This is a genomic window from Caballeronia udeis (assembly GCF_001544555.2).
In the GTDB taxonomy this organism is placed as follows: Bacteria; Pseudomonadota; Gammaproteobacteria; order Burkholderiales; family Burkholderiaceae; genus Caballeronia; species Caballeronia udeis.
The window spans coordinates 120,699-135,795 of the sequence record NZ_FCOK02000008.1 but is presented as its reverse complement, the minus strand read 5'-3'; the positions used below and the strand labels follow the sequence as shown (position 1 = coordinate 135,795).

Annotated in this window: 13 protein-coding genes; 3 read left to right on the top strand and 10 right to left on the bottom strand. The window is 61.8% G+C overall.

The window, feature by feature from the left end:
• The 10 genes from tssH to AWB69_RS08580 all read right to left on the bottom strand — a co-directional run bounded on the left by tssH (position 1) and on the right by AWB69_RS08580 (position 12,479).
• Positions 1-2,757, bottom strand: a complete 2,757-nt coding sequence (tssH, locus tag AWB69_RS08625; RefSeq protein WP_062084335.1) for a type VI secretion system ATPase TssH — start codon at positions 2,755-2,757, stop codon at positions 1-3.
• Positions 2,754-3,941, bottom strand: a complete 1,188-nt coding sequence (gene tssG, locus AWB69_RS08620) for a type VI secretion system baseplate subunit TssG (protein ID WP_062084333.1) — start codon at positions 3,939-3,941, stop codon at positions 2,754-2,756. Before tssG ends, tssH begins: the two co-directional genes overlap by 4 nt.
• Positions 3,896-5,659 (bottom strand): type VI secretion system baseplate subunit TssF, encoded by a 1,764-nt coding sequence (gene tssF / locus AWB69_RS08615; protein ID WP_062084331.1) that lies wholly within the window; start codon positions 5,657-5,659, stop codon positions 3,896-3,898. The genes tssG and tssF overlap by 46 nt, the downstream gene beginning before the upstream one ends.
• Complete coding sequence (tssE, locus tag AWB69_RS08610; RefSeq protein WP_062084329.1) at positions 5,652-6,107, bottom strand: type VI secretion system baseplate subunit TssE; 456 nt, start codon at positions 6,105-6,107, stop codon at positions 5,652-5,654. Before tssE ends, tssF begins: the two co-directional genes overlap by 8 nt.
• 66 nt (positions 6,108-6,173) lie before the next feature.
• Positions 6,174-6,662 carry an Hcp family type VI secretion system effector gene (locus AWB69_RS08605; protein WP_062084327.1) on the bottom strand — a complete coding sequence of 163 codons (489 nt, stop codon included), beginning with the start codon at positions 6,660-6,662 and terminating at the stop codon, positions 6,174-6,176.
• Positions 6,663-6,727: 65 nt separating this feature from the next.
• Positions 6,728-8,239, bottom strand: a complete 1,512-nt coding sequence (gene tssC, locus AWB69_RS08600) for a type VI secretion system contractile sheath large subunit (RefSeq protein WP_062084325.1) — start codon at positions 8,237-8,239, stop codon at positions 6,728-6,730.
• 62 nt (positions 8,240-8,301) lie between these two features.
• Positions 8,302-8,871, bottom strand: a complete 570-nt coding sequence (gene tssB / locus AWB69_RS08595; protein ID WP_062084323.1) for a type VI secretion system contractile sheath small subunit — start codon at positions 8,869-8,871, stop codon at positions 8,302-8,304.
• Between the two features lie 661 nt (positions 8,872-9,532).
• The gene (locus AWB69_RS08590) at positions 9,533-11,320 is read right to left on the bottom strand and encodes a hypothetical protein (protein WP_062084321.1); all 1,788 of its coding nucleotides are present in this window, start codon (positions 11,318-11,320) and stop codon (positions 9,533-9,535) included.
• A 486-nt stretch (positions 11,321-11,806) separates the two neighbouring features.
• Positions 11,807-12,112, bottom strand: coding sequence for a plastocyanin/azurin family copper-binding protein (locus AWB69_RS08585; RefSeq protein WP_231937032.1), 306 nt, complete (start codon positions 12,110-12,112; stop codon positions 11,807-11,809).
• Positions 12,113-12,206: 94 nt separating this feature from the next.
• The gene (locus AWB69_RS08580; protein WP_062084317.1) at positions 12,207-12,479 is read right to left on the bottom strand and encodes a hypothetical protein; all 273 of its coding nucleotides are present in this window, start codon (positions 12,477-12,479) and stop codon (positions 12,207-12,209) included.
• 185 nt (positions 12,480-12,664) lie between these two features.
• Here AWB69_RS08580 and AWB69_RS08575 point away from each other — a divergent pair, with 185 nt between their 5' ends.
• From AWB69_RS08575 to AWB69_RS45605, 3 genes are all read left to right on the top strand, one after another.
• Positions 12,665-13,321: an RNA polymerase sigma factor gene (locus tag AWB69_RS08575; protein ID WP_407923025.1), complete on the top strand. Its 657-nt coding sequence runs from the start codon at positions 12,665-12,667 to the stop codon at positions 13,319-13,321.
• The gene (locus AWB69_RS08570) at positions 13,311-14,003 is read left to right on the top strand and encodes an anti-sigma factor family protein (RefSeq protein WP_062084314.1); all 693 of its coding nucleotides are present in this window, start codon (positions 13,311-13,313) and stop codon (positions 14,001-14,003) included. The genes AWB69_RS08575 and AWB69_RS08570 overlap by 11 nt, the downstream gene beginning before the upstream one ends.
• Positions 14,004-14,683: 680 nt before the next feature.
• Positions 14,684-15,079, top strand: coding sequence for a hypothetical protein (locus AWB69_RS45605; protein WP_407923023.1), 396 nt, complete (start codon positions 14,684-14,686; stop codon positions 15,077-15,079).
• Positions 15,080-15,097 lie beyond the last annotated feature (18 nt).

Here is a 15,097-nt window from a genome sequence, read left to right as displayed (position 1 = left end):
CTACGCCTCCTCGACAGACAGGAAGCGGAATTCGACGACGCCCGCGCCGTTCAGCGCAAGGTGCACGCCGCCGAACGGCTCCGCGATCGAAATGCGTTCCAGCACCTGACGCGCCAGCTCGGGCAATATTGATTGCGTCAGGATGTGATCGACATTGCGCGCGCCGCTATCCACTTCCTTGCAGCGCTCGGTAATCAGCGCGGCCAACGGTTCGTCCCACGTCAGGCGCGCGTGATGATTGCGCTCGAAACGCTCTGCGAGCCGCGTGAGCTTCAGGTTGACGATCGACGTGATCTGCGCGTCGCCGAGCGGGTAGTACGGCACGAGCACGAGACGGCCGAGAAACGCCGGACTGAACTGCTTGAGCAGCGCCGGACGCAGGCGTTCTATCAGCGCCTCGGGCTCCGGGCGCCGGCCGCCCTGGCACGCGTCGGTGATGATGTCCTGGGCCGCGTTCGAGGTCAGCAGGATGATCGTGTTCTTGAAGTCGATCGGCACGCCTTCGCCGTCTTCCATCACGCCCTTGTCGAACACCTGGAAAAACAGTTCGAGCACGTCAGGATGGGCCTTTTCCATTTCGTCGAGCAGCACGACGCTGTACGGGCGGCGCCGAACCGCTTCGGTCAGCACACCGCCGCGCCCATAGCCGACGTAACCGGGCGGCGCGCCCTTCAGGCCGGACACACTGTGGGCTTCCTGGAACTCGGACATGTTCACGGTGATCATGTTGCGCTCGCCGCCGTACAGCGTATCCGCGAGTGCGAATGCCGTTTCGGTCTTGCCGACACCGCTTGGGCCCACCAGCAGGAATACGCCGACCGGCTTGCCCGGATCGTCGAGATCGGCGCGGAACGTGCGCACCCGGCGCGCGATCGCATCGAGCGCCTGGTTCTGGCCGACTACACGCTCGGCGAGCTTGTCCTGCAGATACAGCACCGTGTGCAGTTCGTCGGCGAGCATCCGGCCAACAGGAATCCCGGTCCAGCCTGAAATCACCTTGGCTACCATGCCGGAATCGACGCAGACCGGCACCATCGGCTCATCGCTCTGCACGGCCTCGAGCCCTTTCTCGAGGCGCGCAAGATTCGCCGTCAACGACGCGCCGTCTTCGGCATCGTCGCCTTCCGCCGCATTGCGGTCGTCCGCCAGATGAAGGCCGATCTTCTTGCGCCACGCGATGATTTCGCCGACCGCGTGCTTTTCCGTGACGAGCTTGTCGCTCAGCCGGGCGTGCTGTGCGCGGTACTCCTCGAGTTGCTTCGTGACGGCGGCGATCGCGCCGGCGTGATCGCTGCCGGTGGCGGCTTCGTGACGCAGGATGCGCAACTGGTTCTCGTTGGTCTCGATCGAGCGGCCCAGTGCTTCGATTTCCTCCGGCACGCCGTTCTGGCCGATAGCGACCCGCGCGCATGCGGTGTCGAGCACGCTGATCGCCTTGTCGGGCAACTGGCGCCCGGAAATGTAGCGATGCGACAGCTTGACCGCATCGCGCACCGCGTCGTCGAGAATTTCGACGCCATGATGTTCCGCGAGCTTTTGCACCATGCCGCGCAGCATATCGATTGCCACCGCTTCGGTCGGCTCTTCGACCTTCACCACCTGGAAGCGCCGCGCGAGCGCCGGGTCACGTTCGACGTATTTCTTGTATTCCGCCCAGGTCGTCGCGGCGATGGTGCGCAGTTCGCCGCGCGCCAGCGCCGGCTTGAGCAGGTTGGCCGCGTCGCCCTGTCCTTCGCTGCCGCCCGCGCCAATCAACTGATGGGCTTCATCGATGAACAGAATCACGGGCACCGGCGACGCCTTCACCTCGGCGATCACCGACTTCAGGCGATTCTCGAATTCGCCCTTCACGCCGGCGCCTGCCTGCAACAACGCGAGATCGAGCGAGAGGACCGACACGTTCACCAGCGCGGGCGGAACATCGCCCTGCACGATGCGTTGCGCGAATCCTTCGACGACTGCCGTCTTTCCGACACCCGCCTCACCCGTCAGGATCGGATTGTTCTGGCGCCGTCGCAGCAGCACGTCGATCAGTTGGCGGATCTCCGCATCGCGGCCGCGGATCGGATCGATCGCGCCTTCACGGGCCAAAGCGGTCAGGTCGACGGTGTACTGGGCAAGCGCGGTGCGCTGCGTGCCGCCTCCCGGCCCGCGGGACATTGACGGCATCGCGGGTTGCAATGGCGATGCGGCCGGTTCACCGGCGAAAGCGGCCGCCTCGGCGGGCTTGCCAGCGGGGCTGCCACTGACGGCAGCGGCGCGCGCGGCGGCCCCGCCGGCGTCTTCCGCCGAGCCGGCCAGCACTGCCGGCAACACCTCGCGCAAACTCGCACGCGGAATATTCAGCAACGCCGGCGCCGATTCGAGCAGCAGGCCGCGCAAGCTGTCGACCTCGAGCAGCGCCAGCATCAGCGTGCCCGACCGGATCTGTTGCTCCGCGAGCAGCATCGAACTCAACAACCACGCTTCCTGGAAGAGTGACGAGAAATTCGGCGACAGTGCCGGCGTGCGGCCATTGCCGCGCTTGAACTGGTCGACTGATTTCTGCAGTTGCGCAATCAGCGTATCCGGCTTGATCTGGAAATGCCCGAGAATCGCGTGCAGATCAGGCGCATCCGATTCCAGCAACGTCAACAGCAGATGCTCGACATCTACGTTGTAGTGAGTCTGCCGCACGCACAATTGCGCGGCCTGTTCCATCGCGTGCTTGCACTCCGGGTTGAGCCGGCTCAGCAGCGTACGGATATCAATGTTCATGCGCTGCATCCTTCATGGTGGCGCTCGGGATTGCCGGCCGCGCGCAGCGCAAGTCGAACCGGAGATGGCGCCGCGGCATTCGTGCCGCTTGTGCGGGTTGCATGGGTCTTGCGGGCCGGTTCGCCGTCATCCGCGGCGCGGCGCTGCGCGCCGCCCACCCATGAGGTCCAGCCCAGCCGGGCAGCATTCGGGCCGCCCAGCGCGCAGGTCACCCGTTGCGGCGCCAGTTTCAGCACGAACTCCACATCGAAATCCTGTTGCACATAACACTGGATCAGCCATTGCGCGAGCGCGTGATCCGGACCGCCGGGCAGCAACGCAGCAAAGCGCTCACGCGAAAGATCGGCGAACTCGATGCGAATGCCCGCCGCCTGGTCCCACGCCCGGCGCCCGAGGATGCTCTGTCCGCCGAGCCGGGGGGCGCGCGAACCCACCCGCGCGAGCCGCAGCGAATCCGTCTTGTCGATCTCGCGCCAGCCGCCGACAAACTGCACACCACGCACCGGCATCCCAAGGCGATCGGACAGCAGGGAGAGCAAGCCAGTCATTGAACGCGGCGCCGCGCTGAGCAGCCCGGCATGACGCAGCCACAGCCGTTCGCGATGCGGGCCTCGCCCAGCATCGCGCAGCCCCAGGTTGCTCAATGCGTCAAGACATGCAGCGAGCGCCGACGCATGCGGCGAGTGCCAGTTCAGACCTGGCGCGTGCTTCTTGCGGCTGCGATAGAGAAACGACAGGAAGCGGTGATTGAAGATATCGAGCAGGTCGGCGGTTGCGGAGTCACGCTGCGCGCGGCCTTCCAGCACCAGTTCGGTAAACGGCATCGGCAGCGGGCCGTTCGCGCCGGCCAGCGTCAGCACCGGCGTTGACAGGGTGTAGGCCGGACCTGGCGCTCCGGGAGCGCGAGACGCGTCATGCGGCACGCGTTCATGAGCGGATGGACGCCTCGGCGGCTCGCCGCACCGCACGCTGCGGACATCGCTCGGCTCGAAGGCAAGCGACACAAAGCCGCTCAGCCGCACGGCTTCGCCCGCGCCATGACCGCGCCCGAGCGGGCGCGCATGAGGCACCGCGCGCTCGAGCAGACTGATGGCCTGGAACAGGTCGAATCCTTGTGGATTCGCAATGAGCCGGGCGATCAGAGCAGCTGCTGGCAACCGGTCATCGGCTCCCATTGCTTCCATATCTCGTCTCCACGGCGCACTACCAACCGCACAAAAGAATTGACCGATGTGTACATGGCGAAAAACCGCGCGAGCACCGCGCCCATCAGCAACGGCGAGCCACCGACGAACGCATGGGCGTCGAACTCGATGCTGACTTCGGTGCCGCGGCAGTATCCGCGCCACGCGTCGGCGCCAACGTGCGCTGTCACGTTGCGCGCCTGAATGCTCTTGATGCCGTGAATCTGGTCCTGCTCGCGGATGCTCTCCGACGCGAACAGACGCAGCATTTCCTGCAACTGCTTGTGCCCCGTCGCGCCGCTCACGAGCGAGTGATAGTTAAGCGTCAACATCGAGATCAACCGCCATAGCGTCTCGCTGCCGAGCGGCGGGCTGCGCTGCATGGTCGGTTCATAAAGGCAACGCACCCGCACGTTCTGCGATACCTTTTCGACCAGCATGCGCGCGCCGACCGGCAATTGTTCGGCAAGGTGCCGGTTGGTGCACATCACATTCGCGTAGACGACCGGCTCGGCCGGCCGGCTGATGGCATTGCCCGCGTCGACAAAACTCAGGAACATGTCGGTACCCTGCACGTTCTCGCGCAAACTGTGCTCGCGGCGAGCGGACCAGAAGATGGTCCCGCCGTTCGCGTCGGCGTGGTCGGTCGCGGAGAACCCCGGCACTGTCGTCGAGCGTTCCATCGACGGGTCCGACGCGACCACGGAGACGATCGAGTGAATCTCCGTCATTGCGTCGCGCCGCTGATCCGCGACCAGTCGATATTCATACTGGCGATGATCGATTGCGATCGGCTCGCTGGTCTGCGAGAACAGGTTCACGATCGGCGTGCAGCCAAGCTTGAAATGTTGTGCACCCAGCATGCCGAGCCCGCGCGGCACCCGCTCGAGATGCAGCACGATTTCACACGTGCGGCCGCTGCCAAGCCGGCCCGCCAGATGGTGCAGATCGAAAAAATGAAACTTCCGCGGAAAGGCGAAATATTCCTGCATCAGGCCATAGGCCGGCTGCGCATGCGGTGGCTGCGGCAGCACGTTGTCGCCTTCCGCGTAACCCACTTCGCGCCACGCCGACGCGGGCAAAACGACACCCGCGCCACCCTCCGGCCGCAGCGACACGTCTGTCACACCCGAGGCCAGCAATTCATAGAGCGGCATCGTCGTCATCCAGTCGCCGTGCAGATGGATGCGCAATTGCTTCAGTTCGAGCTCCGCGAAATCGGCGCCCGGTTCGCACTCGAGCATGAGGCGCAGCGTCGAGTCGTCTCCGAACGCGGCCCGGCTGATCCTGAGCGGCCAGAGCACCGTCTCCCACGCCGAGCGGAACCGGCAGGCTTCACCGCTCTCGGTGAGCGCCTGCAGGCCCGTGTGACGCGGCACCTTGAAGCCCGCCGTCACCTTGCCCTGGCTCGGGTCAAGTTCGAACTGCGCCACGGTCATCGACGGCACCGGCTGAACGAGCGACGGGCAAACGTTGTCCAGCAACGCAGACGCAACCTGTGGAAATTCCTGGTCTAGATCGCGATGGACACGCGCCGCGAGAAATGCCGTGGCTTCGATCAATCGCTCGGTGTGAGGATCCAGCGATTCGGTGCCATGCAACGCAAGCCGGGCCGCAACCTTCGGATAGCGCCGCGCGAAATCAGCGCCCTGCGTGCGCAGATAGGACAGCTCGCGTTTGTAATACTGGAGGATGTCGTCACGCGCCAGGTCAGCCATGTTCCACCCAACGCGGGTCCGCTGTGTGATGACCCGCGGATGCCAGCTCGAAGGCCACATGGTCAACGCCTGTTCCTTCACGCATCTGGCCGCCGATCAGCAGTATCACGCCGGGCTCGCGATCAGCGGGGAAGGCAAAACCGACGGTGACATTCGTGAGACGCGGTTCGAACAACGCGATCGCGTGCCGGATTGCCTCGGCAATGGCGTCGCGATCGCCGCCCGAGCGCAACGAACGCTCCGAGAAGTCCGGCACGCCGTAGTCGATGACACTGCCCTCGGTTGCGCCGAACGCCTCGAAGGTGAGCCGCGAACGGGTGTTCAGCAACCTGCCCAGATCACGCGCCACCGACTCCCGGAGCACATCCTTGCCCGGGAGCCGGGTCTCGCCGCCAGCGGCGAGACGGTCGAACAGGGGCATGGCTGTTCCCCTTGAAGTTGCCGACATGACGCGATACTCCTGAAACGCAGATTGTGAAACGTCCTTCGCCTGGTCGCGACCCACCCTCGGCTATCAGGCAGCCGGCGCGACCGCGACGTTCTTCGACAGATCCCAACCGAACGACGCGTTGCCCTTCTTGGTCGAGTCGAGGTTCTGCTGCGTGTACTCCGACGTCATCTGCGTGAAGTTCAGCGAGAACGTGTCGCCCATTTCACCGCCGCCGCTCGTGCCGACCGACGACACCATCGCATTGGTCAGCACGTACTTCATATGCAGCATGAACTTGCCGTTTTCGTTACGGCCGATCGACAGCGTCGCGTCGCCGAGCTTGGTACCCTGGGCGCAAGCCGCAAAGAGACCGGGCGTCGACTGGTCGGTGCTCTTGGAGAACGTGAATTCCTGGAAATTCGGGCGGCCGAGCGTGCGCTCCGTATTGGTCGCGTCCATTCCCATCGGCAGCGAAACGGAGTGCGAGAACGAGTGGATCACGATCTGATCGGTGTAGCTGTCGATCATCGCGTTACCCTTGATGTCCTTGATTAGAAGCAGAATCGTATCCATGACTGTCCTGATTTAATTGGGGTAGATGAGCAAAGTTCGCGTGCGGCCGGGCCGCACGCAATGCATCAGGCTGCCGCTGCCGGCAGTTCCGCGACGAGACGGATCGACGCGGTCAGTTCTTCCATCTGGAAATGCGGCTTCAGGAAACAGGTTGCGCGATACGCACCCGGCTTGCCCGGCACTTCCGTCACGTCGACACGCGCTTCGCCGAGCGGATAGCGCGCCTTCGACGCCTGGGACGCCGACGGATTGATCAGCACGTAGTCGGCAATCCAGTTGTTCAGATAGCTTTCGACATCAGCGCGCGTCTGGAAGCTGCCGATCTTGTCGCGGATGATGACCTTCAGGTAGTGCGCGAAGCGCGAAGCAGCGAGCACGTACGGCAGACGCGACGACAGTTGCGCATTCGCGTTCGCCGAGTCCTTGTTGTAGGTCTTCGGACGGCTGGCGGTCTGGCTGCCGAAGAACGTCGCAAAGTTGGAGCCTTTCGAATTGACGATCGCGATAAAGCCGAGGTCGTTCAGTTCCTTCTCGCGGCGGTCGGTGATCGTCACTTCGGTCGGGCACTTCAGCACGACATCGCCTTCCCCGGTCTTGAACGCGTGAGCGACCATGCCGTCCACCTTGCCGCCGCCTTCAACGCCGCGAATAGCCGTCGACCAGTTGTATTTTGCAAAGGCGTCGGTGATGCGCAGGCCCAGTTGATAGGCCGAGTTGGCCCACAGGTACTTGCCGTGGTCGGTGCCGTCGACGTCTTCCTCGAAGCTGAAGCTCTCCACTGGCTTGGTCTTCGCGCCATACGGCAGACGCGCGGCGTACGACGGCAGCACGAGCGACACGTAGCGGGAATCCTCCGAATCGCGGAAGCTGCGCCATGCGGCGAGTTCGGCGCTTTCGAACGTCTTCGACAGATCGCGCGTGACGCCCAGTTCCGTGTACGACTTCATGTCGAACAGGCTCGGTGCGGCGGCGGTGATGAACGGCGCGTGGGCGGCGGCGGCCACCTTCGAAATGCGTTCGAGCAATGCGAGGTCTTGCGGATGACGGCCGAAGCTGTAATCGCCGATCAGCAGCGAATACGGATAGCCGCCGAACGTGCCGTATTCCTCTTCATAGATCTTCTTGAACAGCACGCTCATGTCGTGATCGACGGCCGTCTCGAGATCTTTCAGCAGTTCTTTCTTCGTGACGTTGAGCAGGCGCAGCTTCAGCTTCGTGCTCGTCTCCGTGCCGTACACCATGTCGTGCAGACCGCTCCATGACGCTTCGAGCGCCTGAAATGACGAGTCGTGCATGATCGCGTTGAGCTGATTGCTCAGGAGCGAATCGATTTCGGCGACGCGTTCGTTGATCATCGCGACAACGGTCTTGTCCGGACTCGTGCGCATGCCTTCGTCGAGAATCTGCGACGCGAGTTGCCCGATCAGCTTCTTCGCGTAGACGCTTTGCGATTCATGGACCGCCATGTTGCCTTCATGCACGATGCGTTCAAGCAGACTCAGTTCGGCGACCGGCGCCGTTGCTTCGATTGTCTGGGTATCGCTTGCCGCCGTGCCGGCTGCATTCTTGCTTGCCATCTGGATCACCTATGAAAGTTCGTTACGCCCACAGTTGCGGGCATGCAATGCCGTGGCGCCCATCAGGCGGCGGGTACGCCTTCGTCGGCGGCGGGCTCGGCTACAGCCTCGGCGGCCGAGGCAGCCGGCTTGTCGCCGGCGTGAGCCTGGCTTTGAACTTTCTTCAGTTCCTCCGAGTTTTGGACGATGCCTTCCAGCAACACGTCGAGTTCGTCGTTACCGTCGAGTTTGGCAAGCAGATCACGCAGTTGCTGACGTGCTTCCAGGAGCTTCGCCAAGCGCGGAACCTGCTGCACGATGGCTTCCGGATGGAAATCACCGAACTTGGCGAAGTTCAGTTCGACCTTGATATTGCCTTCGCCTTTCATCGTGTCGGGAACCGACAGATCAAGACGCGGTGCGATCTTGCTCATGATCTCGTCGAAGTTGTCGCGATCGATTTCGACCAGCCGGCGATCTTTCAGCTTCGGCAGAGGCTTGTCCTTTGCCGGTTGGCCCGACAAATCGGCGAGAAGGCCGACGACCATCGGCAATTCGCGCTTTTCAATCGCGTCGCCGATTTCCACGTCATAGGTGATCTGGACGCGCGGCGGACGATTGCGCCCGACCCACTTCTGCAAACTATTGGACATACGTATCTCCCTGGAAAACTCGAATGCATTGAGAAAATCGCCCGCTCGCCCCGATTCGAAGGCGACCGGCAAATCAGGTAATTCAGATCAGGTAATTCGGGGTAGAACACGCAGGAATCGCAGAAAACGAGGACAGGCGCGCGTAAACACCGTTAAACGTCCTCATACGTACATCGATATCGGCAGGTACTTTGGGTTCTTTAGAGTTTTTATTCGAATTCCGGGTTAATACCTATAAAATGACTTTTTTATTATTCCTCTTATAAATACCAACGGCATCGTGCAATTAATCGTTTTATAAAATAGCACTCTTGTATGACGATTCGAAAATCAATCTTGCGTACGCTCTGAATCAATTTTGCGTACGCTCTTTGTAATCAGCCTGCCTGAGCGACAGGACGAGATATGACGTCCACGCTATCGTCAAGTTGCTGTCGGGTTAATGTTTGGCTATTGTCGGGTTACTGTCAAAACAGCAGATTCGACCCCGCCGGTCGAGCACGGAGAAGCACTGGCCGGCAACGGCCCCTCATAGCGGACTGGCGAGCGTCTGTTGACCAACGACGAGCGCTACCTGGCTCTAGCGAGGGAGCCGCCGCCCGCCATTGACAGAACAGCGTTCCGTGCGCAGGTCTCGAGCTGTGCGCACATTGCGCGCTGCCTAGGTTGCGGCGAGGAAGGCGCTGGCCTTGCTGGCCATCGTATCGTGGCCATGGTGGTGCACGGCGTGATCGAGCAAGCCCTGGATGTTGTTGCGCGTTCCCGTTTCGCGTGCCTGGAACTTGAAGCCGGAGGTCTGCAAATACCGCGCACCGAAACTCTTGAGCCGGGCAAAATAGGCCACGCCGCTATTGTAGGTCGCTCGATCAACCACCTCGCGACCCGTTTTTTCTTCGTCCCTGAACAAGTTGACCAGGGTCATCAGGCTGCCGCAAATTCCGGTGTTGAGGGTGAGCATCGGGATCAGCGGGCTGGCGTCGCAACCTTCCTGGAAAAATGCCTTGAACTTGTCCAGGTCATGGATGATGCCCCCTCTCGTGGGATCCATATTCGGCTGGAACTCCAGGCCGCGCGGGCCCGGGTCGCGGGTGGCCAGATCGCGCTCATGCTTGTAGAACTCGCGCGCCTTCTCGAGAAACGCCTTGATCTTGCTTTGCTCCCACAGGCGGAAGGTGAACTTCACCAGCCACTCGACTCCCGTGACAATCGCCGATACGAGGCTGCCGGCGCCCGGCAGGAAGGAGTTCAGCGCCATGGAAATCACCCCTTTCAGCGTGGTCCACAGACCCTGGAAAATGCCGGATTCCATTTCGCCCTCCAGCGCCGCGGCAATCAGTTCGGGGTGCCCGGGGTTCAGCTCGATCCGGCGCCGTTGAAGCCAGGCACCGACCTTTTCCGCCGCCGCACGCAAGGTCTTGACAATGCCCGCGCCAATGTCCATGGCCGCACCAATAAAAGGCGCCGCGCTGGCGAGGCACTGTGTGACGACGATCTTGATCAGCGACCGGACGACGCTGCCGGCCAGGTTGAATGTGCCGGCCGACGTGCCGAGCAAGGCATTCTTGATTTTCTCGAAGGCCCACGTGACGGCGCTGTCTATCTCGCGGCGCAAGTTGTTGAGGGTTTCGGTGATCGTGACGAACGCCGTGCCGACCAGGGTGGCCGGCAGCACCCAAGGGTTGAGGAATAAAGCCGGATCATCCTTGATCATTTCAAAGCCGGCCTGGGTCGTCGGGTAGGTCCAGGTCACCTTCGACTTTACCTGCGTGCTTGTCGCATTATCCATGCGGGGCCTGACGGTGCCTGTCGGCGACCATAGCCGGTCGCGGCCGTTGGGCTGGCTGAGGCCGAAAGTCCCGTCGACTGTCTTGGCCACTTTGGGCACCGCTTTGGCGGCCGTCGAGGCGCCCATGGCGAGCGCCCGCGCAGACACCTGGTGTCCTGCCAGATCGACATGCCGAACGGACTGTGTGGCGCTGTTCAGATGCTGCATGTTCGTAGCTAAGCCGGATCCGACCGCGCCGCCCACGGCAGCCACGCCCTCCATGGCGACGGTGAAGCAGTTCATGTCGATGTCGAGATTGCCCAGCAGGTAGAGCACACCGTAGCGCGAGTGCGGGATATCAAACGTCTGGATCTGGCTGCGTGCGGCTGCTGCCGACGGCCGGGGCGGCGCAACGTTTGTTGCCTCCCGGAACACGTATTCCATGAGGCCGCCGCTTTCGGTGTTGCGCGGTACCCGGGACCAGCTACCGCCTTTCTCAGCCAGGTAGTCGTCGAGCGCGTCGCGCAGGGTGGCGGCCTTGAGCGGGTCGAAGCGCGCCGTGCACCAAGCGGTGTACGCGGCATCGACCCGGCGTGTGCTCGCGCTTCGCGAACTGAGTGTCAGCGCCGTGCGCCGGATCCACTCGGATGCATTGACAACGGCCAACGGTCCTTTTGCGCCCATTTGCAGATCCCCTGTCGCCGATCCAACGGCTTATTCTGGTATTGAATTCTGTTTCATCAGACAAAAGATAAATGAACTTCTACACCAAGCTCGTTCCGCCAGTTCCTGGACCGTTGACGGCGCGCGCCTGAAACCTGCAGCTTCGGACGGGTTACAGCGCCAGGAAAATGTGCATTCGCCGCAATCACCGTCCAACGGGTTAACGGCCCGCACGCGGCGGACTTTAGTGGAAAATCCCGCGCGCTGCGGACTTTAATGAAAAATATTTTGCGGAGCAATGCTGCGAAAACCGGCACTGGAAGTGATTTGCGGAAAGTCCGGTTACATGGATCCAGCCGAACTGTTCCGCATCAAACGACACCCTGCATTACAACTGGACTTCAACGGCCAGAAAACCGAAGGGCTCGGACCGTCGAGCCATGAAGCCCAGGCGGCCGTGCATTTTCATGCAACCCGGTGCGAGACCCGTTGTAGCCCATTTGATCCTCATTTCACAACAATCGTCCCCGTCATATGCGGATGGATCGAACAGAAATATTTGTACGTGCCGGGTTTCAGGAACGTCTGTGAAAAATGCTCCCCGGAATCGAGCGGCGCCGATTTGAATTCGCGCGGTGTTGCATCGTTGACGATCGTATGAGGCATGTCGTCATGGTTCTCCCAGGGCAAGGTCGACCCCGCTGCAACCGACAACTGAGCAGGACTAAACAAAAAGTTGTCGATCACTACGGTAGTCGCGGCCGGATTTGCATCGGCGGCAAATGCGGGCGCAGCCGCCAGCGCCGTTGCCAAGCACAATGCGGCTGTTTAGCAGCGGTCGTGGCCACCCATTCACGCCGGAAATCAGACAGTGTCATCATTGTTCTCCGCTGGTTCAAAAGGGCGCTCATACGCTGAGCCGGGTATCGACAACGGCCAGTTCGGCCTTGCCCGGAACATAGTTGACCGAACGCACTCCCAGCATCTTGCGCAGCGTGGGAATCTTGTCCACGGCTTCCGTCAGGGTGCTCGCGGGGTCGAGGTTCGGGTCCTTGCTGAAGCCAATGTGACTGTCGCTGATCTGCACGAAGCTGAACGCGTGGCGGTCGACTTCGGCAGCCTGTGCGGTGCCGCTTATCAGCTTCGATCCCGGCACGCCGCCGTTGAGGGTCCACAGCATGCCTGCACCGGCCCATGCCCACCGAACTCAGCAGTCCACCGATTTATTCCCGATAAATTTTTTCGCCAAACTCGCATAATCTGGAACAAAGCGGGAATAAAGCGAGAAGCCGGACGGTAAGTACGATTGAGAGCCGGCGTTTTGTAGTGCGGTATGGCGGACCGACCGGCAACCCGTCATGCGCGTTGGCGCATGACACACATCCAGCACGTTCCACGGCAGGGAGAGTACCGATGGCGAAGCACTCGCCGAATCGCTTCGACGAGGTGATGCTGCCGCATCTGGACGCGGCGTATAACCTTGCCCGCTGGTTGAGCGGCAGTCCCACGGACGCCGACGACGTCGTGCAGGAAGCCTTCCTGAGAGCCTTTCGTTTCTTCGACGGTTACGAGGGCGACAATCCGCGTGCCTGGCTGCTGGCGATCGTGCGCAACACCTGGTTCACCGAATGGCGCAGGCAACATAACCGCGCGGATGCCACGCCCTACGACGACTCGCTCAATGTCGACGATCAGCTTCCCGGCTGGGCCGATGAAAGCGGCGACGATCCGGAGAAACTGGCCGTGCGCCAGGACGAGACCCAGCTCGTGCATCGGGCGCTGGCCACGTTACCGGTCGAATATCGTGAGGTGATCGTGTTGCGAGAGCTGGAAGACATGAGCTACAAGGACGTGGCAGCGGTGGCGGGCATCCCCATGGGGACGGTGATGTCGCGGCTGTCGCGCGCGCGCCGCCTGTTGTGCACGGCCGTGCGGGCGGCCCAGAGCGGGTCTGAACAGCAGGCGATCCGCCTGGTCAAAACACCACCCGCCGGTCCGGGGGAGTCCAAGCGTGGAAACTAAACCCAACTCATCGCTCGCTGACAAACTGCGTGACGGCTCGCTTTACGAGCGCGCTCCGGCATCCCTGCGTGCGCAGGTGCAAGCCCGGCTGAAAGCGGAAACAGTGAAGGAAGCGAAGCAAAAGCCGTCGCCCTGGAACTGGTCGTGGCGCATGGCGGGCGTCCCGTTCATCGGCGGCGGCGTAGCGGGGATTGCCCTGTGCTCGATGGTCTTCATGACGCTGCTCTGGACCCAGCAAGCGCCCCGTGGCGGCGACCTGCAGCAGGAGATCGTTTCAAGCCACGTGCGGGCGTTGATGTCGGCGCGCACGATGGATGTGCTGTCGAGCGACCAGCATACGGTCAAGCCCTGGTTCAACGGGCGCATCGACTATGCGCCCCCCGTGGTCGATCCTCAGGCGGAAGGTTTTCCGCTGGTCGGCGGCCGGCTCGATTATGTGGATCATCGTCCTGTTGCCGTCATGATCTACCGCTACCTGAAACATCCGATCGACCTGTACGTCTTCCCGGATGATCACGGCAAAAGCGCGCCGTCGTCCACGCCTCTGGTCACGCAGTCCGACGACGGTTACTCGCTGGTCGAGTGGCATCAGGACGGCATGGTCTATTGGGCGATCAGCGACGCTTCGCCGGTCTACATCAAGCGGTTCGCCGAAGCGATCAAAGCGGGAACGCGGCAATAAACGCGACCGCACGGCTGGACACCGGCTGTCCGCATTTCACGAGCTCACGGACAGCCGGGCCGGCGTCATGATCCGCATCATGGTGCGGCCGGAACCACTACTGCGCCTGCAGCTTGCCTGCAGCTTTTATCCGGCCCCGCCGCTACGAAGCCTCGCGCTTCTGCTTCGCGCGCAGCAACGCCAGTTGCTGTGTCAGTTGCTGTGTCAGTTGCGGCGTCGATTGCGGCGTCACTACGCTCCCTTCAATCCTTGCCCGCCATTCGCGCCGACCGTTGCGCGAGCACACATCCACGGTTGTCCGCTCTTGTGCCTGAAGACGATTCGGCGTCTCATGTAAAAAAACGTTTCGCGCCGGGAATTTCCGGACGAAGTAATCGTTTTCAATTGTAAGAGCCGTGCCGCAGGACTGCCGGAGCGGACACCTTTACTCCTGATAGAAACTGCCCCGGATTACCGGCTGTTTTTCGATTTATTTCCATAAGAAAATATTACTTGATGCTGTCAATAATCTTTCGAATAAGGGCGTTAACCGCAGTTTTGTAACGATCGGAAAAATGACGCGTAACGTCTGTAATGGCACTTCGTGGTCAACTGAATTAGCGTTCAGTTGTGCTCCTTTAATGCGGCGGATAGCAGGTCGGTCCACTATCTGCTTGCGGTAAAAAAAGTCGGGGAGCGTGATGTCAAACCAGGTTGGGAGAAATGTCGTGAAACGCCTGAATTCTTGCTTGCCGCTGGCGGCGGTGGCAGTCGCCGCAGCCTTTATCTGCGGGCCGGCGAATGCCGCACGTGTTTTTGTGGGAGTGGGGGTGGGAGTCCCTTATTACTATCCCGTTGCACCGGTTCCGTATTATTACCCCTACCCCTACCCGCCGGTCGTGGCTGTGCCGGCGCCGCCACCGGTCAACTATGTCGAGCAGGGACAGGCACAGGGTCCGGGCCCGTCGGCCGATGGCTCCGGGCAGCAGGGTGGTTCCTGGTACTACTGCGATGCATCGAAAGGATATTACCCGTATGTGAAGGACTGCCCGTCCGGCTGGCGTCCCGTGGCGCCCCAACCAGGCAACTCTCAGTAATCCTTGAACGGAAGATCA

What these genes read in the sequence shown, in the direction of transcription:
- tssH (WP_062084335.1), bottom strand. Translation starts at nt 2,757, where the DNA reads ATGAACATTGATATCCGTACGCTGCTGAGCCGGCTCAACCCGGAGTGC.
- tssG (WP_062084333.1), bottom strand. Translation starts at nt 3,941, where the DNA reads ATGGAAGCAATGGGAGCCGATGACCGGTTGCCAGCAGCTGCTCTGATC.
- tssF (WP_062084331.1), bottom strand. Translation starts at nt 5,659, where the DNA reads ATGGCTGACCTGGCGCGTGACGACATCCTCCAGTATTACAAACGCGAG.
- tssE (WP_062084329.1), bottom strand. Translation starts at nt 6,107, where the DNA reads ATGTCGGCAACTTCAAGGGGAACAGCCATGCCCCTGTTCGACCGTCTC.
- AWB69_RS08605 (WP_062084327.1), bottom strand. Translation starts at nt 6,662, where the DNA reads ATGGATACGATTCTGCTTCTAATCAAGGACATCAAGGGTAACGCGATG.
- tssC (WP_062084325.1), bottom strand. Translation starts at nt 8,239, where the DNA reads ATGGCAAGCAAGAATGCAGCCGGCACGGCGGCAAGCGATACCCAGACA.
- tssB (WP_062084323.1), bottom strand. Translation starts at nt 8,871, where the DNA reads ATGTCCAATAGTTTGCAGAAGTGGGTCGGGCGCAATCGTCCGCCGCGC.
- AWB69_RS08590 (WP_062084321.1), bottom strand. Translation starts at nt 11,320, where the DNA reads ATGGGCGCAAAAGGACCGTTGGCCGTTGTCAATGCATCCGAGTGGATC.
- AWB69_RS08580 (WP_062084317.1), bottom strand. Translation starts at nt 12,479, where the DNA reads ATGCTGTGGACCCTCAACGGCGGCGTGCCGGGATCGAAGCTGATAAGC.
- AWB69_RS45605 (WP_407923023.1), top strand. Translation starts at nt 14,684, where the DNA reads ATGTCAAACCAGGTTGGGAGAAATGTCGTGAAACGCCTGAATTCTTGC.